We start from the raw sequence: 23,526 nt of genomic DNA on the forward strand, positions 1-23,526 counted from the left end.
ACCACATGAAGAAATTCTCTACAAGCGTTATCGTAAGCACCTATAATCAACCGCTGTGGTTAGAAAAAGTTTTGATTGGGTATATGCAACAAGATTTTAGAGATTTTGAATTGATTATAGCAGACGATGGTTCAACCGAAGAAACCAAAGCGCTCATCGAGCGTTATCGAAACAAAACATTTTTCCCTATAAAACATGTGTGGCAAGAAGATTTAGGTTTCAGGAAGACTTTAATATTGAACAAAGCCATCATGGCGAGCAACTCAGACTATTTGATTTTTACCGACGGAGATTGCATTCCGCGAAAAGACTTCATCACCACGCATATTGCTTATAGGACTCATAAACATTACCTTTCGGGCGGATACATCAAACTAAATCGCACTGTTTCTAACGAAATAAAGAAAAGCGACATCGAAAATCAATTATGTTTCGATAAAAATTGGCTGATAGAAAAAGGACAGAAAAACAATTTTAAACTCGCCAAACTTCATCGAAGTCCATTGCTCAAAAGCATCATGAACCGCATCACGACCACGGCATCAACTTGGAACGGACATAATTCTTCTGGTTGGAAAAAAGATATTTTAGCCGTAAATGGTTTCGACGAACGCATGGTTTATGGCGGCGAAGATAGAGAATTGGGCGAAAGATTGTACAACAACGGAATAAAAGCCAAACAGATAAGATTCTCTGCGATTTGCGTGCATTTGGATCACGATAGAAATTACGAAAAACCTTCTGGCTGGAAAAAGAACAACAACATCCGAGAAAAAACCGTAACAGAAAAAATTACGTGGACCAATTACGGTATACAAGAAAAATTATAGTTTTTTACCCTATCAGTTTTTCGCTACTTTTTTTGATGTCTTGTTAAAAACTCGCTCAATTGATTGGTGAAAAACTCGGGTGAAAAATCTTGGTACAATTCGGCGAATTGTTTTTTTAGACGATGCTCGCTCTTGCCTTCGATCAGTTGAGGATCAAAATCTTTTAGATGCACGCCCACATGCTTTATCCCATCATCTAAGATGCTCCAAATTTCTTTTGGCACCCAAGGCGAAAAAATGGTAAAAGTAGGTTTGTTCAAGGCTTTAGAGATATTCACTGCGCCGCCGTCATTTCCGACCAAAACATCACAAAAATTCATTAATACAATAAAATCTCGTAAGCCTTTTCCTTGAATAGCAGTGTTGATTTTGGCTTGGGTTTGAGGCAAACACGCTTCGAAAATCTTTTTTGCCTCTGCCTGTTGATTGGGTAGAATATTAAACAAAATGGTTATATTATCTTGTTTTGCAATTGTATCTAAAATTTTCACCATATACGCCGAAGGGTAAGATTTGTTTGGAGAACTGCCAAACAAACTCACCATGCAAATAGTCGTTTCTGCAATAGTTTCTACCATCTTCTTCCCCATTTCTAATTCGCGATTGTTCAAAAAGATTTTTGGTAAATAATCCATTTCGGCTTCGTCCATAAAGGGTTTTAGAAGTTCTAATCTTCGCTCGATTGCCAAGCCTTTTGATGTTTTTTTATGTTCTAAATAAGGTAATTTTGTATTATAGACACCCAATCTATTTTTTTCTTTATACCCAATTCTTTTTTTTGCACCCGAATAAAAAGTAATCAAATTACTGCCAATTTTACCATACGCATCGATCACCACATCGTATTCCGAAGCGCGAATGCTACGCAAAAAATCGTAGAATTCTAGCAAATTATTCTTTTGCAAATCACCAAAAATTACCAATTGGTCTATGTTGGGATTGCCTTGTAATACTGGCAACGTATTGGGTGCAACCAGATAATGTATAGCGGCATTCGGAAATTTATTCTTCAGATTATTACAAATCAGAGTGCTGATGAGCACATCGCCGATCATTTTTTCTTGTATGACCAAAATTTTCTGATGATTCATGGTGTAAATGTATAAATAATGTCGATATATTAGTCAAATTAACCTGACTTCGATACCTTTGTTAGACAAAAAAAATATTTTTACAAACGTGATATCGCAATCGAGTATAGATCAAATTTTCAATACAGCGCGTGTAGAAGAGGTAATTGGTGATTTTGTACAACTGAAAAGAACGGGTGCAAATCTCAAAGGACTTTCGCCATTTACCGACGAAAAAACGCCTTCGTTTGTGGTTTCACCTGCCAAGCAAATCTGGAAAGATTTCTCTACTGGCAAAGGAGGAAATGTGGTAACTTTTCTGATGGAGATCGAGCAATACTCCTATCCAGAGGCGTTGCGATGGTTGGCAAAAAAGTACCAAATCGAAATCGAAGAAGACAATACCTTCGACCCCGAAAGAGACGAGGTTGCCAAAAACAAAGAAAGTCTATTTTTGGTTACAGAAGCTGCCAATCAATTTTTTCAACACCAATTGCACGAGACAGAAGAAGGAAAAGCGATTGGTTTAAGCTATTTTAAAGAAAGAGGTTTCTCGAAGTCGACGATTGAAAAATTTCAGTTGGGCTACTCGCCTGCTTCTTGGGATGCATTTGCCCAATACGGCGAAGCGAAAGGCTATTCTAAAAAAGTCTTAGAACAATCGGGTTTGGTGGTGTATAAAGACGATAAAAAATTCGACCGATTTCGCGAACGAGTCATATTTCCGATTTTTAGCTATTCTGGAAGAACCTTGGGGTTTGGTGGACGAATTCTAAGGAACGATCGCAAAAATGCAGCAAAATACCTCAACTCACCCGAAAATGATATTTACCATAAGAGTAAAATTTTATACGGACTATTTCAGGCAAAACAACGCATTGTTAAAAACAACGAATGCCTTTTGGTAGAAGGCTATACCGATGTTATTTCTTTGCATCAGGCGGGTATAGAAAACGTGGTTGCCAGCTCTGGAACGGCGCTTACCAAAGATCAAATTTTACTCATCAAACGCCTTACGCCCAATATTACCATTTTGTATGACGGTGACGCAGCGGGAATAAGAGCTTCTTTCAGAGGAATCGACCTGATTTTGGAGCAGGAAATGAATGTTAGGGTTTTGCTTTTTCCTGATGGAGAAGACCCGGATTCTTTTGCGCAAAAGCATAGCGAAGAAGATATTAAAAGTTTTATAAAGGAAAATTCAACCGATTTTATCCGATTCAAAGCTAAAATTTTGATGGATGAAACAAAGAATGACCCCATAAAAAAGGCAGCTCTCACACGAGATATTGTACAAAGTATATCGCTCATTCCCAATCTTATACAACAAGAAATCTACATAGAAGAGACCGCCAAGTTGATGCAGTTGAGCAGCGAAGTTTTGTTCAAAGAATTGGCGCAACACAGCAACAGACAAAAGGTTTCGGCATCGAAAAAACAAACCCAAACTTCTACTAATCTTAGCGTTTCGAAGTCGAATGTGAAAGAAGTGGTTGACCCGATTTCGGTAATAGAAGAAAAAATAATCCAACTGATATTACAGTTTGGCGATAAGGTCATTTCGCTCAGAGATGAAAACAACGACAGCTACGAAACCACGGTAATCGAAGAAATCATACAACAATTGAGTGTCGATCAATTGCAATTGCAAAATCCTTTTTACCAAAAAATTTTAGACGAAGTGATGTTTGGATACGAAAACGATGAGTTGCGCACAGGAGATTTTTTTATAAAAATGATGGATGAAGAAATTACTAATTTTACATCTAAGGCACTGATTTCCCCCTATCATGTAAGTAAAAACTGGAAAGAAAAACAACAGATTTTCATCAAAGATATTGAGCATAATGTAGACCGTGAGGTACGCGATACTTTGCTCAATTTCAAGAGTTTATACATTCAAAATCAAATCAAAAATCTTTTACCGTTGACCCAAAGTGAAGATTTTGACGGTCAGGCTCGAGTAGAACTTTTGGAAAAGGTGATGAAGTTGACAAAGATTAAAAATTATCTGAACCATTTTCTGAATAGAATTGTATAAAAAAGAAGCCGTCTCGTTTATAAAATCGGGACGGTTTTTTTATGATTAAAAAATTGAGGTCAAAAACCAACTCAATTTAATAATTTAGAAAAAGATGAGTTATTATTCTTGTTTACGCACTCATCTTTTTCAGATTATGAGCTAAAGCATGCAATCCGAACTCTAATTCCACTTTTTCAATTCCTTTTAGGGTAAATCTTTTGAAGTTTCGGTTGTGTTTGAGTTGGGCAAATGTAGGTTCGACATCAGCAGTTCTTTGTTTTCTTCTTATTTCTCCGATATCGGATGTGAGAAGTTCTCTTGCTTTTTGTTTGTGGTATTCTAATTTATGGTTCCTTTCTACTGTCCTGTTGTTTTTCCCCTTGAAGCACTGGCTTCTGAGCGGACATCCATTGCAGTTTTTAGCGCTATAACAACTATAGGTTTGCTTATATCCTGACTTTGTTTGGACTTTTCGCTCACCGCGCTTGTCCATACGTTGTCCCATCGGGCATACATAAAAATCTTGCGCTTCATTATAATAGAGTGAGTCTCGTTCAAAGGGTTTGGGATTTTTTCTTTTCTTTGATTTGCCTTGTTCTTGGTCAAAGGTGTTGAACTTTACAAAGGCTTTGATTGCTTTGTCCTCCAAAAGTTCGTAATTTTCTTCACTTCCGTATCCTGCATCTGCGGTGAGTTCTTCGGGAAGCTCATTGTAGAGTTTTTTATGGTTTTCTAAATGAGGTTTTAAAGTATGAATGTCGTTGGTGTCTTGATGTAAGGTATAGTTGACGATGATTTGGTTTTCGGTGCTGATTTGTGCATTGTAGCCGGGTTTTAATTGTCCGTTCTGCATGTGGTCGTCCTTCATGCGCATAAAGGTCGCATCGGGATCGGTTTTGCTGTAGGAGTTGCGTTCTTGTAGTAACTTTTCTTGTTCTTGGTATTTCTTTAAGTTCGGCGCAAAATTCTTTTGGATGTAACGGGATTTGGCTTTTTTCTTTGGATCGTCAGACTTTTCTTTTAGGATTCGGTTGATTTTATCTGCGGCTTGTTGGACTTTTTCAGGATCAAGTTTTTTGAACTGCGGTGGCTCGGGATCTTGGTCTTCTTCATCAGCAACGCACTGCGCGTATTGCCACATATCCTCTAATTGTTTGATCATTTTCTCCCGATTGGTCTTGATGGAATTTCCCCAGACAAAGGTGTATCTTCCAGCTACCGATTCTATTTTGGTGCCGTCTGTATAAACTCGTTTGAGACTCACTAATTTTTCTTCTGCCAAAAGCAATACCACTTGTTTGAAGATGTCTTTGAATACGGCTTTTAACTTATTGCTTCGAAATCGGGCTATCGTATTATGGTCGATGCTTTCTCTACCAGAAAGCCACATAAAGTTTATGTTCTCATTGAGGGCTTTTTCGATCTTTCTACTGGAATAAATATTGTCCATATAAGCGTAAACCATCACTTTGAGCATCATTTTTGGATGATAACTAGGATGTCCTTCCCGACTGTAAGTTTCTAAAAGAGGTTTTAAGTCTATCTTCTCAACTACGTTGTTTACGATTCTTACTGGATGATTAGTCGGAATTAATTCTTCTATCGAAGGTGGAAATAACCAGTTTTGGGATTGGTTATATTCTTTAATTCTATAGTTCATTTCGCTGAAAATTAAGTAGTTAAATATAGTGAATTCTATATTAATCACCTAATAATCAATCCATTATTTATATAAAAAAACCGCCTCAGTTGTGAGACGGCTTCTTGAGGTTTAATTTTTAACTTCGGACCTCCATCATAAATGATGCTTTCCTCTATTTTTACGCACTTTCTTGTGCTTTTTTTGCTGTCCAGGCGCAAATGGTTTTGCCGATTTGGTTCCGTAAACTTTCTTTGCCTGACCTGGAGGCAAATTTTTATGCTTTTTGTTTTGATATACATTCGATTTTTTGTGCGTTGTTTTGGTACGATGCACTTGATGCGTACAAGCAAACATTGTCAAACTAAAAACAACAAAAAGCAAGCTTCTCACTAAATTCTTCATACTGTGTTAGGTTATCAATTCTCATTCGCTATCGATAAACCATATTCTGTGCCAAATTTATAATCAAGAAGATTTCTCGTCTGCCGAAGGGCCATAAATTCCAGGCAACGGAATATCCAAAAGTCGCATATAAACGGTGAGTTGACCGCGATGATGAATTAAATGATTCTGAATGATGAAACGAAAACTTGCTACTTTTGGCATTTGTGCTATCAGGTGCTCACCTGCCATCAATTTCCAGTCGGCATCCCAATCTGACGCAGAAAATTTTTCTAATACCAATTTACTTTCCTCCCGAAAAGACTCCAATTTCGTTATAAGTTGTGCGACATTGTCGATTTTAGAGGGTTGATAATCTTTGTGAAAGTCGTATACCTCTTTCGTAATTCCTTCTACAACCCAGCCGTGCAATTCTACTATATGATTTGCCAATTCGCCCAATGTCATGGATTTTGGATGCGGTTTGTAGGTCAAATGTTGATCTTCGATTTTTTCTAATAATCGTTTTGTATTGGTGATTTCTCGATCGATTTCGATCATGTTGAGTGGTGTAAGTTCCATTTTATCAATTTTTTATAAATATAAAAAAATCCGAGCATTCATACCCGGATTTTTTTCAATCATTTTTTATGCTTTCTTATTTGAAATCAGCATCTGAGACATTTTTGTTGACAACAATTTTATCGAATGTTGCCACCATCGTTTGTCCACCACCAACAATCTCTTCTTTGGTTGGGAATAAAATGCCATCGAAGGCTTTGTATTCGCTATAGATTGTAGCAGTATCTACGGCACCCATTTCAGTATCTATCACCATGCTCACTTTGTGCAACAAGCCTGTCTTGGTGTCGTAATATTCGGTGCGATTTGCATCTTTTATCACTACTTTGTAAACCTCTTTACCGTCTAAGGTTTCGATGCCTTCTACGACAGCCTTGGTGAAATTAGAAGATAATACTGGGAAATTTGCATTGTATCCTTTCAACGATTTCACCTCCGATTCTCCAAATTCTTTCTTTTGTCCCATTTGCGACATATAGCCTTTGGTGCCATCGAACATGGTTTTGATTTCCATTCCCATTATTTTTATCGTACTCAGCGATTTGTCTGGGTTCGAAGTTTTTACCGTATATTCACCTTTCATACCCATCAACTCGAGCGCACCCATTTTATTTACCGTTTTCACTTTTTCAACATTCGCTTTCCCTCCCACGGCTTTTAAGAAGTTTTCTGCGATTTGCTGAGTTGTGGTATCGGTTGTTTTTTTGCTCGTAGCCGGATCAGCCATTTTATTTCCATAACTATCGTAGAAATTCACTGGGTAATTCAATGCTTTCAATCCCTCGCTTATTTCGCTTGCCTTGCCCGTTACGATAATTTTTGCTTGGTCTGGTCTGAAATATTTTTTAGAAACGCGTAAAACATCATCCACGGTAACTTTGTTGATGTTTTTGATATAATCTGCATAAAAACTGTCTGACAAGCCTTCTGTTTTCTTTATTAATGCTTGGCTGGCAACGGTTTCTGGTCTTTCTAATGATAAAACGAAATTGCCTAAGAATTTAGCTTTTACATTTTCTAAAGTTTCTTGATCTACTTTTTCTAACGTCATCGATCGGATCTCTTTCATAGTTTCTACCACGGCTTTGTCGGTGACTTCGTTGCGTACGGTTGCGTTGGTCGAGAAATTCCCAATGTATCGAGAATCCGACACGCCTCCGCGTGCACCATAGGTCCAACCATTTGCTTCGCGCAAATTCATATTCAGTTTTGAATTGAAATCTCCACCCAAAATAGTAGATGCAACCAACACTGCATAGTAATCTGGGTCTTTTTTGGTCAGATTCACAGGATACGATACCGCCACGACAGATTGTACGGCATTTGGCATATTGACCACATCAACTTCTGTTTTCTTTACCTCTTCAACCTTGGGCAAGTCAGCAATTTTCAGATTAACTTTTTTCCATTTGCTTAAATGTTTTTCGGCTAATTTCTTTGCTTTTTTCGCATCGATATCTCCCACAAAAATCAAATAGGCATTGTCTGGACGATAATAATTGGTATAATAATGCTGCACATCGGTCAAGGTGAGTTTTTCGATATTTTCTTTAGAATCGTATTCCGAAAACGGATGAGCAGCACCGTAAGTTAGCATTTTACGAACCCGAGATGCCGCCACATCTACGCTTTTCTCATCAGCTTTCAAACCTTCAAGATAACGATTTTTTACCGATTCGAATTCGTTTTGTGTAAAATTTGGATTGATGACTCCGTCTGCAAAATAACCGAAAACTTCGTCAAAAAAACGAGTAAGCGATGAAGCAGATGCTCCACTACCCCAATAATTCACTCGAGCTCCTAATTGATCGATTTTTTGGTTGAAATCGTCTTTCGAGATGCCTTTGGTTCCTGTTCCTAACATTTCACCAAGTAAATTTTCAACTCCTTTTTTAGAACCTAACGCAAATGGTTTGTTGTCTATATTCAAAGTTGCACTCACGTGAGGTAATTTATGATTTTCGACTACAATTACCGTGAGTCCATTACTCAGTTTGAACTCGTGCGATTTTCCTAAATTTACGGTAGGCGATGGTCCTGCTTTTGGCATCGGACGATCGATCTGTGCACTAAGCGATACGGCTAAAAAAGCAAAAGCAAGTGATAATATTTTTGTTTTCATTTGATTTCTTTGTTAATTATTTTTTAGTTTCTGCATTATCGGCCTGTGGTAAATAATTTACAATCACACGCTGATTTTTCCCTAAATATTTTTTTGCCACATTTTGGATATCTTGTCTTGTCACCGAATGGTACATATCCAATTCGGTATTCACTTTATTGGTATCGCCTTGCAGCATGTAGGCATCTGCCAAAGCGTGTGCAATATTCTCTACTCCAGAACGTTGGGCAACAAAATTATTTTCTACTGTATTTAATAATTTTTGATAATCTTGCTCAGAAATCAAATTATTTTGAACCTTTTCGATATCTTTCTGAATCTCGTTTTCTAATGTTTCTAACGATACTTTACCTTGCGGCAAAACGCCAATGGTGTAAATTCCGTAATCTTCTTGTTGACGATTGAAGGCAAAGATTTGCAAAGCTTGCTTGGTTTCGTCTACATATTTTTTGTACAAAACAGAACTTTTACCACCGGTGAGGTAGGTCGACAACATGTCCAACGCATAGGCGTCTTTAGATTTGTTGTCAGAGGTGCGATAGTTGATTGCCAATAATGGAATCTGAATGTTAGAATCGTATTCTGTAACGCGTTTTTCTTTGGTAATTGGATCTTCTTTCGGGAAAGATTTTTTCACCTCTGCACCACGAGGAATAATGCCAAAATATTGGTCGATCAATTTTTTAACTTCGTCTTTTTTGAAGTCACCAGCAACCACCAAAACGGCGTTGTTTGGCACATAATACTTTTTGCTAAAATACTGAAAATCTTCTAGTTTGGCACTGCTCAAATCTTCGAACGAACCGATCACACTCCAACGATAAGGATGTTTATCGAAAACGTGAGGTGACAAAGATTCACCGTAAGCAAAACGACCATAAGGCTGATTGTCTAAACGTTGTCTTTTTTCTTCTTTTACAACCTCTTTTTGGGTTTCTACTCCAATATCATTAATGATGGGTTGCAACATACGATCAGATTCCATCCACAAGCCGATTTCTAAATTATTCGATGGAAATGTTTCGTAATAATAGGTTCTATCTGCTGTTGTATTCGCGTTGTTTCTTCCGCCATGCGAAGAGACTATTTTGAACCATTCACCTCTTTGAATGTTATGCGTTCCTTCGAACAACAAATGTTCAAAAAAGTGCGCAAATCCAGTTTTACCAACTTGTTCGTCTTTTGATCCTACGTGGTACATCACTGATGTAGTGACAACCGGAGCCGTATTATCTTGATGTAAAATCACATGCAATCCATTTGATAATGTATATTCTTCAAATTCTATCTTCTGAGCGAATAATGAAGATCCTACCAAAACTAGCGATAGTAATAATTTTTTCATTTTTAATACTTAATTTCTTTACTAATTAGTTCTAAAGATACTACTCTTTGTTACAAACAAATCGTAAATTCGACAAAAAATTTATGAGCTTAGAAGAAATCATTGGTTTTGTAAGTGCATTATTCATCGGCTTGGTCTTAGGACTCATGGGTGGTGGCGGGTCTATATTAGCGGTGCCTGTTCTCGCTTATTTGTTTGATTTTGACGAAAAAGTTGCTACCGCCTACTCCCTATTCATTGTGGGTTCTACGAGTTTGGTTGGCGGCATAAAACAGGCTATCAACAAAATGGTCGATTGGCGTGCTGTTTTTATATTCGGGATTCCTGCAGTGGTCGGTGTTTCTATCGTCCGGTTGTTTGTAGTGCCCAATTTGCCCGAAAATTTATTCAAGATTGGAGATTTTATGGTCACAAGACGAATGGGTATGTTTGGTCTTTTTTCTGTTTTGATGCTTTTCGCCGCCATTTCTATTCTCAGTAATCGACAAGGACCACTTCGAAAACAAAAATCCAAATTTCACCCCTTACTTCTGTCAGAAGGTTTTTTCATTGGTAGCCTTACGGGTTTGGTTGGTGCTGGTGGCGGTTTCTTAATCGTGCCTGCACTCATGGTAATTGCTCAATTAGAAATCAAAAGAGCCGCGGCGACCTCTTTATTCATCATTGCAACCAATTCGCTCATCGGTTTTTTTATTGGCGACGTGATGCATTTGGAAATAGATTGGCTTTTTCTGTTGGAATTTGTGAGTATTTCGATGATTGGAATTTTGATAGGAACCTACTTAGCCAAAAAAGTTTCGACTCCGAAAATGAAAAGAATGTTTGCGTTTTTCATCATTGCCATGGCGATATTTATCTTTATAGAGGAATTTATTTTAAACTAAAAACATGAAAAAATTTGATGCAATTTTTTGGGATGAAAGGTATAGAAACAATCTTACCCAATGGGATGCTCGAACCATTACGACACCCTTGCAACACTACATCGATCAGCTAGAAGATCAGCACCTCAAGATTTTGATCCCAGGTTGTGGCAATGCACACGAAGCAGAATATTTGGTGAGTAAAGGTTTTCGCGATATTACGCTGTTGGATTACTCATTGGTTTTGGTTGAAAAGTTAAAAGAGAAATTCAAAAACACTCCAGAAATCTGCATCGTAAACGAAGATTTTTTCGACCATGAAGCTCGATATGATTTGATTTTGGAACAGACCTTTTTTTGTTCCCTTCATCCAACGCAACGAAATCATTATGTTGAAAAAATAAAACAATTATTGAAACCCAACGGAAAATTGGTTGGCGTATTATTTGGAATAGATTTCGGTAAAGATCATCCACCTTTTGGAGGAACAATTGAAGAATACCGCAGGTATTTCGAAAACGATTTCGAAATTATAAAACTCGAAGAATGTCATAACTCTATCAAACCTCGAAAAGATACAGAAATTTTCATAAATTTGCAATATAACACTTACAAACCATGATAATAGAACAAATCTATACCGGATGCTTAGCACAAGGAGCCTACTATATAGAATCTAATGGTGAGGTTGCCATCATCGATCCTTTGCGTGAAACCCAGTCGTATATCGACAAGGCAAATGCTCATCATGCTAAGATAAAATACATTTTCGAAACTCATTTTCATGCAGATTTTGTTTCAGGACATGTAGATTTAGCCCAAAAAACAGGTGCGACCATTGTATATGGACCAACGGCAAACCCCACATTCGATGCACATATAGCACATGATGGCGAAACGTTTCAGTTGGGAGATGTCAGCATTACAGCAATTCATACTCCTGGCCACACCCTAGAGAGCACGACCTATTTATTGAAAGACGAAAACGGAAAAGAAACGGCAATATTTACTGGCGATACACTATTTATAGGTGATGTAGGACGTCCAGATTTAGCTCAAAAATTAAACAACGATCTTACTCAAGAAAAGCTCGCTGGCATGTTGTACGATTCGTTGCACAACAAAATTTTACCTTTGGCAGATGACATTATAGTATATCCTGCTCATGGTGCAGGCTCGGCTTGTGGTAAAAATATGAGCAAAGAAACCTTTGACACCTTAGGCAATCAGAAGGTAAAAAATTACGGATTGGATGTCAATTTGTCTAAAGAAGATTTTATAAACGAACTCATCGATGGGCTTTTACCTCCGCCTTTTTACTTTCCAGAAAATGTACGATTGAATATCAACGGTTATGAATCTTTGGATACGATTCTCAATCGTGGAAAGAAAGCTTTATCGGTAGAAGAATTTGAACAAATTGCAAACGAAACGCAAGCTTTGTTATTGGACGTTCGTGATCCGCAAATCTTTGCTGCCGGATTTATTCCAAATTCAATCAACATAGGGCTCAAAGGACAATTTGCTCCTTGGGTTGGCACTTTGATAAAAGATTTGAAACAGCCAATTTTGCTGATCACCGATAAAGGAATGGAAGAAGAAGCTATCATGCGTCTTGCACGTGTTGGTTACGACAATGCAATTGGTTATTTGGATGGCGGATTTGACGCGTGGAAAGATGCAGAAAAAGAATTTGACGAAATCGTATCGATTACGCCAGAAGAATTTGTAGAATTGGTCGACGAAGGAGAATTGAAAGTGCTAGACGTTCGTAAACCTGGAGAGTACAATGCGGCTCATATAAAAGATGCAACTTTGGCTCCGCTAGATTTCATAAATGAAAGCATGAATCTTGTAGACCCAGAGGAGACCTATCTGGTACACTGCGCTGGTGGCTATCGTTCGATGATTTTCACTTCTATTCTGAGAGCTAGAGGTTACGAAAATCTAATAGACGTAGCTGGTGGCTTTGGTAAAATAAAAGAAGTACCTGGCGCTAATATTGTAACAAATGCTTGTTCGATGAACTAGAATATGCAATAATAATATTGATAAAAAAGAGAGCCAAAAGGCTCTCTTTTTTATCTTCCGTACAATTCTTCGTATTCTTTTTTGTATTTATCCAAGATATTTTTTCTTTTCAACTTCAGTGTTGGGGTTAATTCTCCTGTGTCAACAGACCATTCATCCGCAACAAGCGCAAATTTTTTCACCTGTTCCCAATGTCCTAATCCTTTATTTAGAGTGTCTACTTCTTTCTGAATCGTATCGATTACTGATTGATTTTTTATCAATTCTTCACGAGATAATTTATCACCAAACTGAATGAATTTTTCAAAAGCAGGCAGAATAAAGGCAGTCGGCATTTTTTCTCCTTCACCCACCACCATTATTTGTTCGATATAAGGTGATTGCTTCATCAGGTTCTCGATCAGTTGTGGTGCAATGTATTTACCTCCAGAGGTTTTGAAAATTTCTTTTTTGCGATCTGTAATTTTCAACAAACCATTTTCCAAAACACCAATATCCCCTGTTTTGAAGTATCCGTCGGCAGTAAAGGCTTCGGCTGTTTTTTCTTCATCTTTATAGTAGGCTTTCATCACATTAGGTCCTTTTACAAGAATTTCACCGTCATCGGCAATTTTTACATCAACACCTTTGAGCGGAGCTCCTACCGTTCCGATTCCAAACATTCCTTTTTCCATCTTATTTACAGAGATTACCGGAGAAGTCTCGGTAAGTCCGTAACCCTCTAAAATTGGGATTCCAGCTCCCCAGAAAATATGGTTGAGTCTCGAAGCTAATGCCGCAGAACCCGACACCATCACGCGCAATTCTCCTCCTACTCCTTCTTTCCATTTACTGAAAACCAATTTGCTTGCAAGTGCATGTTTTAGTCGATACATGAATCCATAATTTTTGTAAGGCTCGTAGTTTTCGACCAGTTTCAACGACCACATGAAAATTTTAGTTTTCAATCCGCCAGCAGCAGCTCCAGTAGTGTAAATTTTATCGTACACTTTTTCTACCAATCGTGGCACCACAGTCATGACATGTGGTTTTACTTCTTTCATATTCTCACCCAAAGCATCGATACTCTCGGCATAATAGATTCCGATATTTTTGTATTGATACAAATAGATCAGCATTCTCTCGAATACGTGATTGATTGGCAAGAACGATAAGGCGCGCGCATCTTTCGGGAAATCTGGAACTCGCTCATCACTCATCAAAACATTGCTTACGATATTTTCGTGTGTCAAGACTACTCCTTTTGGTTTTCCGGTTGTTCCAGAAGTATAAATGATGGTCGCCACATCGGATGGTTTCACCAATTTTTTCAGTTCGTCTACTTCGGTTTGTGTTGATGAATCTTTTCCTAAGTCTAAAATTTCTGACCAGTTTGCGGCGCCAGCAACTTCGTCAAAAGTATAAATCCCCGAAAGAAGTGGCACATTTGCCTTGGCATTCAAGACTTTTTCGTACAATTCTTTATCCGAAACGATACAAATTTTACAATCTGAATTCGACAAAATATATTCGTAATCAACTGGGGACAATGTCGGATACAATGGCACCGAAATTGCTCCAACTTGCTGTATACCAATATCACAGATATTCCATTCGGTTCTATTGTTAGAGGTTACGATTGCAATTTTATCTTGCGGTTTTATTCCCAACTTCAACAAACCTCTACTGAACGTGTTTGCCTTGTTTACATATTCTTTCGTAGATGTTTTCACCCACTCGCCATTGATTTTGCTCACGAGTGCGTCTTCTTTTGGGTTATTTTCTAATTGGTTATAGATAAAATCAAATAAACGTGTAAATTTCATTTAAACTCAGTGTTAGTATAATTCGATTCGCAAAATAATATTTATTTTTAAATATTTTTAAAAATATCATCAAGAAATCTAAAAAATGACTTTTTCTTTTGGTACAAAAGTTATGGCGCTGTTAATCGATATCATCAGCTTCATCATACAAATCCATTTCGCGATCAAAAAAAACATAAGCTTGCTCTACCAAAGCCGTCATTTCTTCTTCGAATACTGCGTCTGAATCTTCTTCGTTCAATTCTTCGAAAAATTCGACATCTTCGTTCTCAACATCCAAAAGAAATCTAGGATATTCGGTATGCAAAATGAAAATCTTTTCTGGAAATTCTGAATTGTCTGCGATTAAAAATTTTGGTAATTCCATATTGTATGCTATTTATAAATTATGTTCTAAAATCATTTTTCGAGTTTGTGTGTGGTAACGGTAAATCAGCTGAATTGCCACTACGGTAAGTCCAACACCAAGACCAATCCACACGCCCAAAGCTCTCATCTCGAAATGTATTGCTAATATAGCACATATCGGGATGGTAATACCCCAATAGGAGACAAAAGAAATTATCGAGGGTTTTTTCACGTCTTGCATCCCCCTCAACGCTCCGAGGACAACCAATTGCAAGCCGTCTGACAGTTGGAAAAATGCTGCGACGATGAGCAATTGACTTGCCAATTCAATCACGTTGTGTTCGTTGGTATAAATTTGGGCTAATGGCGTTCTGAATAGGATAAAAAGTAAACCAAAGATTGTCATCATCGTCAATACCATAATCACACAAGACCAACCGGCTTCTCGCAAAGTTTTATAATCCTTCAAGCCCAATTGATTTCCTATCCGAACGGTTGCTGCCACACCAAAGCCCGTACACATCATAAACGTTGTAGAGGCGAGATTGATCGCAATCTGATGCGCCGCGAGATTGATCTTTGCCAAATCTAGATCTTCTGCCGTATTCATAAACGTATAACCGCAAATAAAGGCAGCAACGGAAAAAGCACTCATCTCGAAAAAAGAGGTTAAGCCCGTTGGGATGCCTAATTGGATTATAGGTCTGAAATATTTTTTCGAAAGGTTTTTGAAACTGATGCGTTGTAAATAATATTTCGTTTTTTTGAAACGTCGGAGGATGAGAATCAAAATGATCAACATTAAAATTCTAGAACAAAAGGTTCCCCAAGCAGCGCCAGCGACCTCTAAACGCGGGAATCCCATATTACCGTAAATCCAACCGTAGTTGAGAAAAACATTGAAAACATTCCCGATGATGGTCGCAAAAGTGATGGGCAAAGTCAACGATAAGCCTTCAGAAAATTGCCGATACGTCTGAAAAATCATCAACGGAATCATCGATAAGGTCATGATGGTGAGATACGGTATGGCGATGTCTACCACCTCGGTAGGTTGTTTCAGAAAATAAATCAGCGGTTTTGCAAGGGTAATCAAAATCACCAATAAGATTGCCAAAACAACATTTAAAATCAAACTATGAATGAAATAATTCGACACTTCTTCTTCGTCTTTTTTGGCATCTGCCGCTGCTATCAATGGGGAAAGCGCAAAGCTAAACCCAAAGGCAAAAACCAACAGCATCATGAACAAAGAGTTACCCAATGTTACTGCTGCCAACGACACTTTGGACAAGGTAGGATCTATCACATAATCGAAAGTTGTTCCCAGTTTTCCCACCATGACACTGTCTACTACATTCACCATAATTTGCCCTGCTTGGGTAATCATCACAGGCACAGCCAAATTGATATTCCGTCGGATATGTTCTTTAAAATTCAAAACATTCTTTTTTACTATTGCTTTCGAGGCACTAATCTACAGAAAAGTGAGCAAAGATAGATTTGTAAGTTCATTAAATAAATATAATTTTCTAAATTGCGTCGAACAAAGCATTATATAAAATGACGATAACAGAATTTAAAGAACGTTTGACAATCCCTGTCATTTCATCGCCAATGTTTTTGGTCTCCGGAACTCAATTGGTTATCGAGGCATGTAAAAACGGAATTTGCGGAACTTTCCCTTCGCTCAACGGACGCACGGTAGAAGATTTCGAAAAAATGTTGATCGAAATCACCACCGAGCTCAAGAAATTTGAAGAAGAAACGGGCAAAAAAGCCGCACCTTTTGGCGTGAATATCATTGTAAATCATACCAATCCGCGTATCCAATCAGATTTGCAACTTTGTGCCCAATACAAAGTTCCTTTGATCATCACTTCTCTTGGAGCTGTAAAAGAAATTGTAGATGCAGTACACGGTTATGGAGGCTTGGTTTTTCATGATGTAATCAAAAAACGCCATGCAGAAAAAGCAGCAGAAGCTGGTGTAGATGGCATCATCGCTGTAACTGCTGGTGCAGGTGGTCATGCTGGTTTGGCAAATCCGTTTGCATTGATCGACGAGATTAGAACCTTCTACAAAGGCACCTTACTATTAGCTGGCGCATTGAATAATGGCGAGGATGTCTTGGCAGCACAAACCATGGGAGCCGATTTTGCCTATATGGGAACACGATTTATTGCCACTAAGGAAGCCAATGCCGACGAAGAATACAAACAAATCATTTTAGAATCTGATATCGAAGACGTGGTCTATACCGACGGGATTTCGGGAGTGAATGCTAACTTTTTGAAAAAAAGTATCGAAAAAGCTGGCATCGACATTACGCAAGAAAAAGAAGAAAACTTCTCGGAACTCATTGGTACAGATGGGCACAAAGCTTGGAAAGACATTTGGTCTGCCGGACAAGGAGTTGCCGGAATACAAGATGTACCAACAACTGCAGACCTGGTCGGCAGATTGAAAACAGAATACAAAAACGCGCTCCTCAAAAACCAAGAGCGATTAGAAAAATTAGGATATTAATGAAAACTACGGATGAGCTTATCGACCTGCTGTCTCTCACAGAACGTGAAGAAAATATATACATAGGACACAGCAACTTCATGGGAAGCCGCAATGTATTTGGTGGTCAAGTGGTAGCCCAGGCTTTGAATGCCGCCTACAATACCGTACCCAAAGATCGCTTTTGCCATTCGTTGCACAGTTATTTTATCTTAACAGGCGACCTCAACAAAGAGATTGAATATCACGTAGCGCGATTGCGCGATGGTGGGAGTTTTACCACACGTTACATCAGTGCAAAACAAGACGATAAAATCATTTTTGTGATGGCGGCTTCGTTTCAATTGTTACAAGAGGGTTACGAACATCAAATCGAAATGCCTCAGCTGAAACAGCCAGAAGAATTGATGAGTTGGAGCGAAATCTTCAATCAGTTTGGAAGTTTTTTGCCCAAGAAACTATTCGATTTTATCGGAGCAGAAAGACCTATCGAATTCAAACCGGTAGAATTGGATAATCCGTTCGAAAAAGTAGATCATCCGCCCGTTATGAATGTTTGGGTGAAATTCAAGGAGCTCAAGCAAGACTATTCGCTACAAGATTTACAAGAACTCATTGCTTATGTGTCTGACTATAATCTTCTTGGTACTGCCTTGAAACCGCATGCCTCGCAAGCGCATTTTGGCAATACCCAAATGGCAAGCCTTGATCATTCGATTTGGTTTCATCGCAAACCCGATTTATCCGATTGGATTTTGGTGTCGATGGACAGCCCAAGCGCTTCGGGTGCTAGAGGCTATACCAGAGGAAATCTATTCAACCGAAACGGTGAACTCATTGCCTCTATTACGCAAGAAGGCTTGATAAGACCGCTCGAATAAATTCCTTCTTAAAAAATATTCAAGTCTATACTGTCCCCAAAAAGTCAAGCACGATTGGGGACTTTTTTTTAATCTTAACTTTTTAAATAAGTTTTATTGCAATTTTCTGGCAGGTAGATTGAAAAACTTTACAAAAACTATCGAACCTATCCCATACAAGAATATATCAACAAAATCTGTTGTGAAACCTTTGTTTAAAATAGGAAAAATAAACTCGGCCAAAACACTCACGAGCAGCCAAACCAAAAAGATGATTATCTTTGGCAAAATATGATGTTCGTCAAACCCAAAAACAAGTCGTCTCTCCCACAAAATAGCGTGTAGCAATAGAGGCATCAGCAAAAGTGGGTCTAAATAATTGTCGAGCAAATCAAGCCTGATGTGAAGAATTTTCTGACTTATTTGGTGCGAAACAAACAGTACGATTGCCACCACAAACCACGGCCTGAAAATCTGCTTCAACAACATTTAGTTATAGAGTAACCAAGAAAATAAGCGAAAAAACAAAAAAGAAAACTGGTGACAAAATAATGGCCAAAATTGCGATTGGCACCCGCCACACGAGTTGTAAAAAATCATAATCTTGATTTTCTTTGTCTTTGGTCGCCCAGCGATAGATGTCTATATAATAATCTTTGATAACTTGTTTCAGTTGCTGTAGATAGCTTTGATTTTCATTTTTCATGTGCATTGCCTCGTATCACGATACAAAGATACACAAAGCAATTAAATTGTTTTTTTGGAGTTTTTATTCGGGGATTCTGAGTTTGCATTTTTCGGGGATATTTACAAATTTTTAAATCAATTTCGAAAAAAAAACATTAAAATTTTATAAATTTGTATCCATAAGGTTTTTAAAACAGATTTTATTTGAAAATATATATGTAAAACTTATTTAAAATAAACTGAAAAAAATGCTACTGAATGATATTAGAATGAAATTTATTCGACCTTTCTTATTTATTGTATTGGCCAATTTTTCCCATGCACAGGTGGGTATAACAAAGAAAAGTGAAATTGATATACACGAATATGCGATGCTTCACCTAGATGGAGAAGACGACAAAGAGCATAGAGGACTCTTGCTACCTACAGTTGAAGAATACAATGATCTACCTAAAAACAACCCTGAAGAAACTGATGAAGAAATGACAGGTTTATTTTTTTATGATAAAAATTGGAATACACCATTTGTCTACACGGGTGAAAAATGGTTAAATGAGGGTAGAGCAGATTACAAAGCAGATAAAGCCAGATTCTATACCAATGCTATAAAAGATAATGAACAATATGTTGCATGTGCTCTATTATTGTTCTGTGGTAATCATGAAGGATTGAAATTCGACATGGTTGATTATGACAATTTAGGCATAGAACGCAGTACTGCCACAATTAAATATGGAGGTATTAATTACTATTTTCCTGATGCTAAATTTACAGTAACTCAAGGTGGGCTATACGAAATCATGATTCAAGTCCCTACAACAGTTGGGAATGTGGTTGACTTGACTTCAGGTATTGAATATAGGTTGTACTACGGTTACAAAGACGATTCGGGAGAGATAATAGAAGAAAAAATAAGCTCATTTAGCCCTTCATCATATGGTATTCTAGGAGTTGGAGGTGGTTATTCTACTGCATATACCAGAGTAACACTCAGAATGAATCCAGAAGATTATATTGTTGCTCAAATTCACTCTCCTGGTGCTGGTGTATCAGTTGTTGCTACATTAACCGCACATACAGAAGGAACAGAACATAATCCACGCGAAATAATTTTCACCAAAATTAGCGAATAAGATAATGAGAAATTTAAATAGTTTTTTAGTGTTTGCAATAGCTTTTTTAGCACAAACACTTGTTAATGCACAAGTCGTTATTTCTAATGGTGTAAATGACCCTCATTCACATGCTTTGTTGCAAATTGTTGGTGACGGTAAAGGTTTGATTCTACCAGTGGTAGATGATTATACCCAATTACCCAATTATGACGAAGAAAATGACACCTTCCTACCTAATACCGAAGACAAAGGATTATTGGTGTATTCTAAAGAAGAAAAAGATATCATGCATTTCGATGGTGAAAAATGGGAAGTTTTAAGTAAAAAATCCTTATTAAGTAGTCGATATGTGAGTATTTTATCATCAAATAAAGAAGATATCGTAATTGTGAATGCTCTTGGTATTACGAAATATAAAACTTTAGAATTTAATGTAAAAAAGGATGAATCAAAATTTTCATTCAACAATCTTGATTTGGAATTAGGTCCAGAAGGTGAAATAATCTTCAAAGAAGATGGCATCTATCGTATCAACGTATCAGTAAAAGGAAAAGCTACAGGAGGTCTCTCTGTAGGAAATACAGCAACCGTATTAGCGTTGAGGGCTAATTTTTTTTGGAAATAATGAGGATAAATGGGAAAATCTTCAACAACACGAATACCTCATGGATGGACTTGTGATTACAGTAGGTAAACGAGATATGGTAAATTCATTCACTATAGATAAGAGTTTTAAAGCGAATGACAAAATACGCCTAGATTTGGGACTCAAACCAGATACAGGTCTTACTGTCGGTGTTGGTGCTACGTATATCCCAAGCGATCCAGATACATTTATTTATATCGAAAAACTAGATTAAAAGATGAAAAATATTGTAAATCTAATAAGCATAATTACAATGCTAACTTGTGCCTCTGCACAAGTAGTAATCGGTGATATAGATTACGAGAATGATCATGCAATTCTTAGCTTAATCAATCCATCAAGTAACAAAGAAAAAGCAAAAGGTTTGATGTTGCCAATAGTAGACTCCATCTCGCTGTTACCATTGTATGATGCTACCCAACCCGATTTTTTTAAAGATGACCCTTCTATGGAGGGTATGATTATGTATGTGAAAGAGAATGAAACAGTCATGGTCTACGATGGTGAAAAATGGAAGACAACTTTAGATCATTCATACACACCAAAAACAAGAGCAAGCATGCAACCAGGAACCTCTATAGATGTTGTTTGTGTTCTGGTAGGTTGCAACACAGCATCTGTTCCTTTCCATAACTATAGTGAATCTGATATAGACGAATTAGAAATCATTGACCCAAAAGGTGAAGGAGATACCTTCAGTAATTTTACTATTAAAGAAAAAGGAATTTACAAAGTAATGGTAAGCCTAAGGATCAAAACTTCTGGACTTCACGTGAGCTCCCCTTTATTAGCTTTTGTTGCAAAAAAGCCGATTATGTTATCGCGACAAAAGACGTACCTATTGCGGATGCCCTCTTAATTCATGCTGGTGCAAACCGAGTAGGCGTTATGGAATTCATAGCAATGTTCGACGAAGGAGACGTGTTGAGTTTAGATGTAAAAGGTGCAGTTTCTATCGCAACGGTTGCAGATGTTTATACGATTGTTCCTGGCGAACGTAGCTATATACAAATAGAAAAAATAGATTAAACTTTTGTATATTTAATCAATCAAGATAGAAAATAATCTTTTATATCTCAATTTTAAAACTAATATTCTTAAACATTTAGCTAATGCGGAGTGAACCCAATTTCATTTGGCATTTTTTATACACTTAGAATTTCTCCAGACTTTACTTTATTCTGTAATTTTACAAGATAGAAAAGCATGGTTCAACCATAATACATAGTAAAAAGCATATTGTAGTCCATTGCTCTATTTATAGCTTTATTCTTACGAATTACAAATATGCACGATCGGGTTGAATGGGCTAAACTTCACGAGAGCGTCTTTTAAGTTTTCTGTAAAGAATCACCACAAAGCACAAAACAATCAGCGTAAAAACAAATGCCAAAGGTGCCCAAATAATAGAAGTCAAACTCAGTACAGTTGCGCCGGCAGTCTCTCCAGAATTCACCAAAAAATTTCCAGTACCTGCAGTCGTGGTTGTCGAGACGGCTCGTGCTGTTGCCGTTGCCGAACTTATCGCCACTGCCGTTCCACCACCTGCAATGATGGCTAATGACCAATTGGCAACTTCGCTCATATCGGTAAGATTCGCTGCCACCATCAAGGTTCCGGCCACCGCTGCCAAAGGTACACTGATCATGTCTAGAAAATTATCGACCAACGGTATGTAATAGGCAACGATTTCGACCAACATGGCAACGCCCAAAGTTACCATAGCCGGCACACTGCCAATCCAACGCCAACTTTCGTCCAAATTCACATAATCTGCGCCAAAATAAGCCGCAACACTCAATACAAAAAGCGGTAAGAAAATTCGAAAACCAGAAGCCGCAGCAAGTCCAATTCCTAAAAATAAGGATATCAATGTTGAAAAATTTATAAAATCCATTGTTCAAATTACTTAGATCGAAGATACTATTTTTTGACAGCATTTTTCGAATTTTTTTCATCCAGCGTTCACAATTTATTCGCATTATAGACAAAGTAAAAATCAAAAAATCGTATCTTAGCACAACTTTTATAATTATACATTTCATCATGCTTATCATTGGAATTGCAGGCGGTACAGGTTGTGGTAAAACCACGGTAGTCAACAACATACTCAACAACATCAACACCGAAAGTGTGATTGTGATTTCGCAAGACAATTATTATCGCGACAACGAGCATCTTCCTTTCGAAGAACGAAGCAAAGTCAACTTCGATCATCCTCGTTCTATCGACTTCGAATTGTTGGTAGAGCATATAAAAGAGTTGAGAAAAGGGAATTCGATCGAGCAACCCGTCTACTCATTCATCACGCATTCTCGAACCAAAGACACCATTTTGACGCATCCTAAAGATGTAATAATTGTAGAAGGAATTTTGGTATTGACCGATGCCGAACTTCGCGATTTGTTCGATGTAAAAATATTTGTTCATGCCGATTCAGATGAACGACTCATTCGCAGAATTCGCAGAGACATCCAAGAAAGAGGTCGAGATTTGGATGAAGTACTCAATCGTTACCAAAAAACATTGAAGCCAATGCATCAGCAATTTATCGAACCATCGAAAAATTATGCCGACATCATCATCCCAAATATGAAAAAGAAAAACGAAGTTGCCATAAAATTACTATCTTCGGTAATCAAAGAACGTCTAAACCCTAATACCTAAT

Annotated in this window: 25 protein-coding genes; 13 read left to right on the top strand and 12 right to left on the bottom strand. The window is 37.6% G+C overall.

Annotated elements, in window-relative coordinates:
* Positions 1-5: 5 nt before the first annotated feature.
* Positions 6-830, top strand: a complete 825-nt coding sequence (locus BN8061_RS09800) for a glycosyltransferase family 2 protein (RefSeq protein ID WP_068598848.1) — start codon at positions 6-8, stop codon at positions 828-830.
* A gap of 23 nt (positions 831-853) precedes the next feature.
* On the opposite strand, the gene BN8061_RS09805 is transcribed toward BN8061_RS09800, so the two are convergent.
* On the bottom strand, positions 854-1,921 hold the full coding sequence (locus BN8061_RS09805; protein WP_068598850.1) for a glycosyltransferase family 9 protein: 1,068 nt from the start codon (positions 1,919-1,921) through the stop codon (positions 854-856).
* 88 nt (positions 1,922-2,009) lie between these two features.
* Between BN8061_RS09805 and dnaG the strand changes: the two genes are divergently transcribed.
* Entirely contained in the window at positions 2,010-3,941 is a 1,932-nt protein-coding gene (gene dnaG / locus BN8061_RS09810; protein ID WP_068599551.1) for a DNA primase, read from the top strand.
* 112 nt (positions 3,942-4,053) lie between these two features.
* Here dnaG and BN8061_RS09815 read toward each other — a convergent pair whose 3' ends face one another.
* The 5 genes from BN8061_RS09815 to BN8061_RS09835 all read right to left on the bottom strand — a co-directional run bounded on the left by BN8061_RS09815 (position 4,054) and on the right by BN8061_RS09835 (position 9,995).
* On the bottom strand, positions 4,054-5,583 hold the full coding sequence (locus BN8061_RS09815) for an IS1182 family transposase (RefSeq protein WP_068598857.1): 1,530 nt from the start codon (positions 5,581-5,583) through the stop codon (positions 4,054-4,056).
* Between the two features lie 135 nt (positions 5,584-5,718).
* On the bottom strand, positions 5,719-5,967 hold the full coding sequence (locus tag BN8061_RS09820; protein ID WP_068598867.1) for a hypothetical protein: 249 nt from the start codon (positions 5,965-5,967) through the stop codon (positions 5,719-5,721).
* 63 nt (positions 5,968-6,030) lie between these two features.
* Positions 6,031-6,528 carry a DinB family protein gene (locus BN8061_RS09825; protein ID WP_068598872.1) on the bottom strand — a complete coding sequence of 166 codons (498 nt, stop codon included), beginning with the start codon at positions 6,526-6,528 and terminating at the stop codon, positions 6,031-6,033.
* 76 nt (positions 6,529-6,604) lie between these two features.
* Positions 6,605-8,650, bottom strand: a complete 2,046-nt coding sequence (locus tag BN8061_RS09830) for an insulinase family protein (RefSeq protein ID WP_068598874.1) — start codon at positions 8,648-8,650, stop codon at positions 6,605-6,607.
* Between the two features lie 16 nt (positions 8,651-8,666).
* Entirely contained in the window at positions 8,667-9,995 is a 1,329-nt protein-coding gene (locus BN8061_RS09835; RefSeq protein ID WP_068598876.1) for a M16 family metallopeptidase, read from the bottom strand.
* An 83-nt stretch (positions 9,996-10,078) separates the two neighbouring features.
* Between BN8061_RS09835 and BN8061_RS09840 the strand changes: the two genes are divergently transcribed.
* Genes BN8061_RS09840 through BN8061_RS09850 form a run of 3 tightly spaced genes read left to right on the top strand, consistent with a single transcriptional unit; the run spans position 10,079 to position 12,889 of the window.
* Positions 10,079-10,879, top strand: coding sequence for a sulfite exporter TauE/SafE family protein (locus BN8061_RS09840; protein ID WP_068598877.1), 801 nt, complete (start codon positions 10,079-10,081; stop codon positions 10,877-10,879).
* 4 nt (positions 10,880-10,883) lie between these two features.
* Positions 10,884-11,480 carry a methyltransferase domain-containing protein gene (locus tag BN8061_RS09845; protein WP_068598880.1) on the top strand — a complete coding sequence of 199 codons (597 nt, stop codon included), beginning with the start codon at positions 10,884-10,886 and terminating at the stop codon, positions 11,478-11,480.
* Positions 11,477-12,889, top strand: coding sequence for an MBL fold metallo-hydrolase (locus BN8061_RS09850; RefSeq protein WP_068598882.1), 1,413 nt, complete (start codon positions 11,477-11,479; stop codon positions 12,887-12,889). The genes BN8061_RS09845 and BN8061_RS09850 overlap by 4 nt, the downstream gene beginning before the upstream one ends.
* A 50-nt stretch (positions 12,890-12,939) precedes the next feature.
* Here the strand turns inward: BN8061_RS09850 and BN8061_RS09855 are convergent, their stop codons facing one another.
* The 3 genes from BN8061_RS09855 to BN8061_RS09865 all read right to left on the bottom strand — a co-directional run bounded on the left by BN8061_RS09855 (position 12,940) and on the right by BN8061_RS09865 (position 16,483).
* Entirely contained in the window at positions 12,940-14,694 is a 1,755-nt protein-coding gene (locus BN8061_RS09855) for an AMP-dependent synthetase/ligase (protein ID WP_068598884.1), read from the bottom strand.
* Positions 14,695-14,815: 121 nt separating this feature from the next.
* On the bottom strand, positions 14,816-15,061 hold the full coding sequence (locus BN8061_RS09860) for a hypothetical protein (RefSeq protein WP_068598888.1): 246 nt from the start codon (positions 15,059-15,061) through the stop codon (positions 14,816-14,818).
* Between the two features lie 12 nt (positions 15,062-15,073).
* Positions 15,074-16,483 (bottom strand): MATE family efflux transporter, encoded by a 1,410-nt coding sequence (locus BN8061_RS09865; RefSeq protein WP_094745943.1) that lies wholly within the window; start codon positions 16,481-16,483, stop codon positions 15,074-15,076.
* A 122-nt stretch (positions 16,484-16,605) separates the two neighbouring features.
* Between BN8061_RS09865 and BN8061_RS09870 the strand changes: the two genes are divergently transcribed.
* Positions 16,606-17,571, top strand: a complete 966-nt coding sequence (locus tag BN8061_RS09870; protein ID WP_068598890.1) for an NAD(P)H-dependent flavin oxidoreductase — start codon at positions 16,606-16,608, stop codon at positions 17,569-17,571.
* Positions 17,571-18,431 carry an acyl-CoA thioesterase gene (locus BN8061_RS09875; protein WP_068598894.1) on the top strand — a complete coding sequence of 287 codons (861 nt, stop codon included), beginning with the start codon at positions 17,571-17,573 and terminating at the stop codon, positions 18,429-18,431. The genes BN8061_RS09870 and BN8061_RS09875 overlap by 1 nt, the downstream gene beginning before the upstream one ends.
* Before the next feature lie 93 nt (positions 18,432-18,524).
* Here BN8061_RS09875 and BN8061_RS09880 read toward each other — a convergent pair whose 3' ends face one another.
* Positions 18,525-18,893 (bottom strand): hypothetical protein, encoded by a 369-nt coding sequence (locus BN8061_RS09880; protein ID WP_154662303.1) that lies wholly within the window; start codon positions 18,891-18,893, stop codon positions 18,525-18,527.
* Between the two features lie 10 nt (positions 18,894-18,903).
* Positions 18,904-19,116: a hypothetical protein gene (locus tag BN8061_RS09885; protein ID WP_068598896.1), complete on the bottom strand. Its 213-nt coding sequence runs from the start codon at positions 19,114-19,116 to the stop codon at positions 18,904-18,906.
* A gap of 229 nt (positions 19,117-19,345) precedes the next feature.
* Between BN8061_RS09885 and BN8061_RS09890 the strand changes: the two genes are divergently transcribed.
* Genes BN8061_RS09890 through BN8061_RS11915 form a run of 5 tightly spaced genes read left to right on the top strand, consistent with a single transcriptional unit; the run spans position 19,346 to position 21,887 of the window.
* Positions 19,346-20,230 (top strand): hypothetical protein, encoded by an 885-nt coding sequence (locus tag BN8061_RS09890; RefSeq protein ID WP_068598898.1) that lies wholly within the window; start codon positions 19,346-19,348, stop codon positions 20,228-20,230.
* A 4-nt stretch (positions 20,231-20,234) separates the two neighbouring features.
* A complete protein-coding gene (locus tag BN8061_RS09895; protein ID WP_068598900.1) occupies positions 20,235-20,837 on the top strand; it encodes a hypothetical protein in 603 nt (200 codons plus the stop codon).
* Positions 20,838-20,877: 40 nt separating this feature from the next.
* Positions 20,878-21,072, top strand: coding sequence for a hypothetical protein (locus BN8061_RS09900; protein WP_068598902.1), 195 nt, complete (start codon positions 20,878-20,880; stop codon positions 21,070-21,072).
* A gap of 3 nt (positions 21,073-21,075) precedes the next feature.
* Positions 21,076-21,717: a hypothetical protein gene (locus BN8061_RS09905; RefSeq protein WP_068598904.1), complete on the top strand. Its 642-nt coding sequence runs from the start codon at positions 21,076-21,078 to the stop codon at positions 21,715-21,717.
* Positions 21,718-21,746: 29 nt separating this feature from the next.
* Positions 21,747-21,887, top strand: coding sequence for a hypothetical protein (locus BN8061_RS11915; RefSeq protein ID WP_154662304.1), 141 nt, complete (start codon positions 21,747-21,749; stop codon positions 21,885-21,887).
* A gap of 280 nt (positions 21,888-22,167) precedes the next feature.
* Here the strand turns inward: BN8061_RS11915 and BN8061_RS09910 are convergent, their stop codons facing one another.
* Positions 22,168-22,731, bottom strand: coding sequence for a DUF4126 domain-containing protein (locus BN8061_RS09910; RefSeq protein WP_317038988.1), 564 nt, complete (start codon positions 22,729-22,731; stop codon positions 22,168-22,170).
* Between the two features lie 173 nt (positions 22,732-22,904).
* On the opposite strand from BN8061_RS09910, the gene udk reads away from it, so the two are divergent.
* Positions 22,905-23,525 (top strand): uridine kinase, encoded by a 621-nt coding sequence (gene udk / locus BN8061_RS09915; RefSeq protein ID WP_068598908.1) that lies wholly within the window; start codon positions 22,905-22,907, stop codon positions 23,523-23,525.
* Position 23,526: the final 1 nt, after the last annotated feature.

Source organism: Vaginella massiliensis, assembly GCF_900089075.1.
GTDB classification, from domain to species: Bacteria; Bacteroidota; Bacteroidia; order Flavobacteriales; family Weeksellaceae; genus Weeksella; species Weeksella massiliensis_A.

What these genes read in the sequence shown, in the direction of transcription:
- BN8061_RS09825 (WP_068598872.1), bottom strand. Translation starts at nt 6,528, where the DNA reads ATGGAACTTACACCACTCAACATGATCGAAATCGATCGAGAAATCACC.
- BN8061_RS09885 (WP_068598896.1), bottom strand. Translation starts at nt 19,116, where the DNA reads ATGAAAAATGAAAATCAAAGCTATCTACAGCAACTGAAACAAGTTATC.
- BN8061_RS09850 (WP_068598882.1), top strand. Translation starts at nt 11,477, where the DNA reads ATGATAATAGAACAAATCTATACCGGATGCTTAGCACAAGGAGCCTAC.
- udk (WP_068598908.1), top strand. Translation starts at nt 22,905, where the DNA reads ATGCTTATCATTGGAATTGCAGGCGGTACAGGTTGTGGTAAAACCACG.
- BN8061_RS09875 (WP_068598894.1), top strand. Translation starts at nt 17,571, where the DNA reads ATGAAAACTACGGATGAGCTTATCGACCTGCTGTCTCTCACAGAACGT.
- BN8061_RS11915 (WP_154662304.1), top strand. Translation starts at nt 21,747, where the DNA reads ATGGAATTCATAGCAATGTTCGACGAAGGAGACGTGTTGAGTTTAGAT.
- BN8061_RS09820 (WP_068598867.1), bottom strand. Translation starts at nt 5,967, where the DNA reads ATGAAGAATTTAGTGAGAAGCTTGCTTTTTGTTGTTTTTAGTTTGACA.
- BN8061_RS09840 (WP_068598877.1), top strand. Translation starts at nt 10,079, where the DNA reads ATGAGCTTAGAAGAAATCATTGGTTTTGTAAGTGCATTATTCATCGGC.
- BN8061_RS09835 (WP_068598876.1), bottom strand. Translation starts at nt 9,995, where the DNA reads ATGAAAAAATTATTACTATCGCTAGTTTTGGTAGGATCTTCATTATTC.
- BN8061_RS09905 (WP_068598904.1), top strand. Translation starts at nt 21,076, where the DNA reads ATGAAAAATATTGTAAATCTAATAAGCATAATTACAATGCTAACTTGT.
- BN8061_RS09860 (WP_068598888.1), bottom strand. Translation starts at nt 15,061, where the DNA reads ATGGAATTACCAAAATTTTTAATCGCAGACAATTCAGAATTTCCAGAA.
- BN8061_RS09900 (WP_068598902.1), top strand. Translation starts at nt 20,878, where the DNA reads ATGGATGGACTTGTGATTACAGTAGGTAAACGAGATATGGTAAATTCA.
- BN8061_RS09890 (WP_068598898.1), top strand. Translation starts at nt 19,346, where the DNA reads ATGCTACTGAATGATATTAGAATGAAATTTATTCGACCTTTCTTATTT.
- BN8061_RS09855 (WP_068598884.1), bottom strand. Translation starts at nt 14,694, where the DNA reads ATGAAATTTACACGTTTATTTGATTTTATCTATAACCAATTAGAAAAT.
- BN8061_RS09895 (WP_068598900.1), top strand. Translation starts at nt 20,235, where the DNA reads ATGAGAAATTTAAATAGTTTTTTAGTGTTTGCAATAGCTTTTTTAGCA.
- BN8061_RS09805 (WP_068598850.1), bottom strand. Translation starts at nt 1,921, where the DNA reads ATGAATCATCAGAAAATTTTGGTCATACAAGAAAAAATGATCGGCGAT.
- BN8061_RS09830 (WP_068598874.1), bottom strand. Translation starts at nt 8,650, where the DNA reads ATGAAAACAAAAATATTATCACTTGCTTTTGCTTTTTTAGCCGTATCG.
- BN8061_RS09845 (WP_068598880.1), top strand. Translation starts at nt 10,884, where the DNA reads ATGAAAAAATTTGATGCAATTTTTTGGGATGAAAGGTATAGAAACAAT.
- BN8061_RS09800 (WP_068598848.1), top strand. Translation starts at nt 6, where the DNA reads ATGAAGAAATTCTCTACAAGCGTTATCGTAAGCACCTATAATCAACCG.
- BN8061_RS09870 (WP_068598890.1), top strand. Translation starts at nt 16,606, where the DNA reads ATGACGATAACAGAATTTAAAGAACGTTTGACAATCCCTGTCATTTCA.
- BN8061_RS09815 (WP_068598857.1), bottom strand. Translation starts at nt 5,583, where the DNA reads ATGAACTATAGAATTAAAGAATATAACCAATCCCAAAACTGGTTATTT.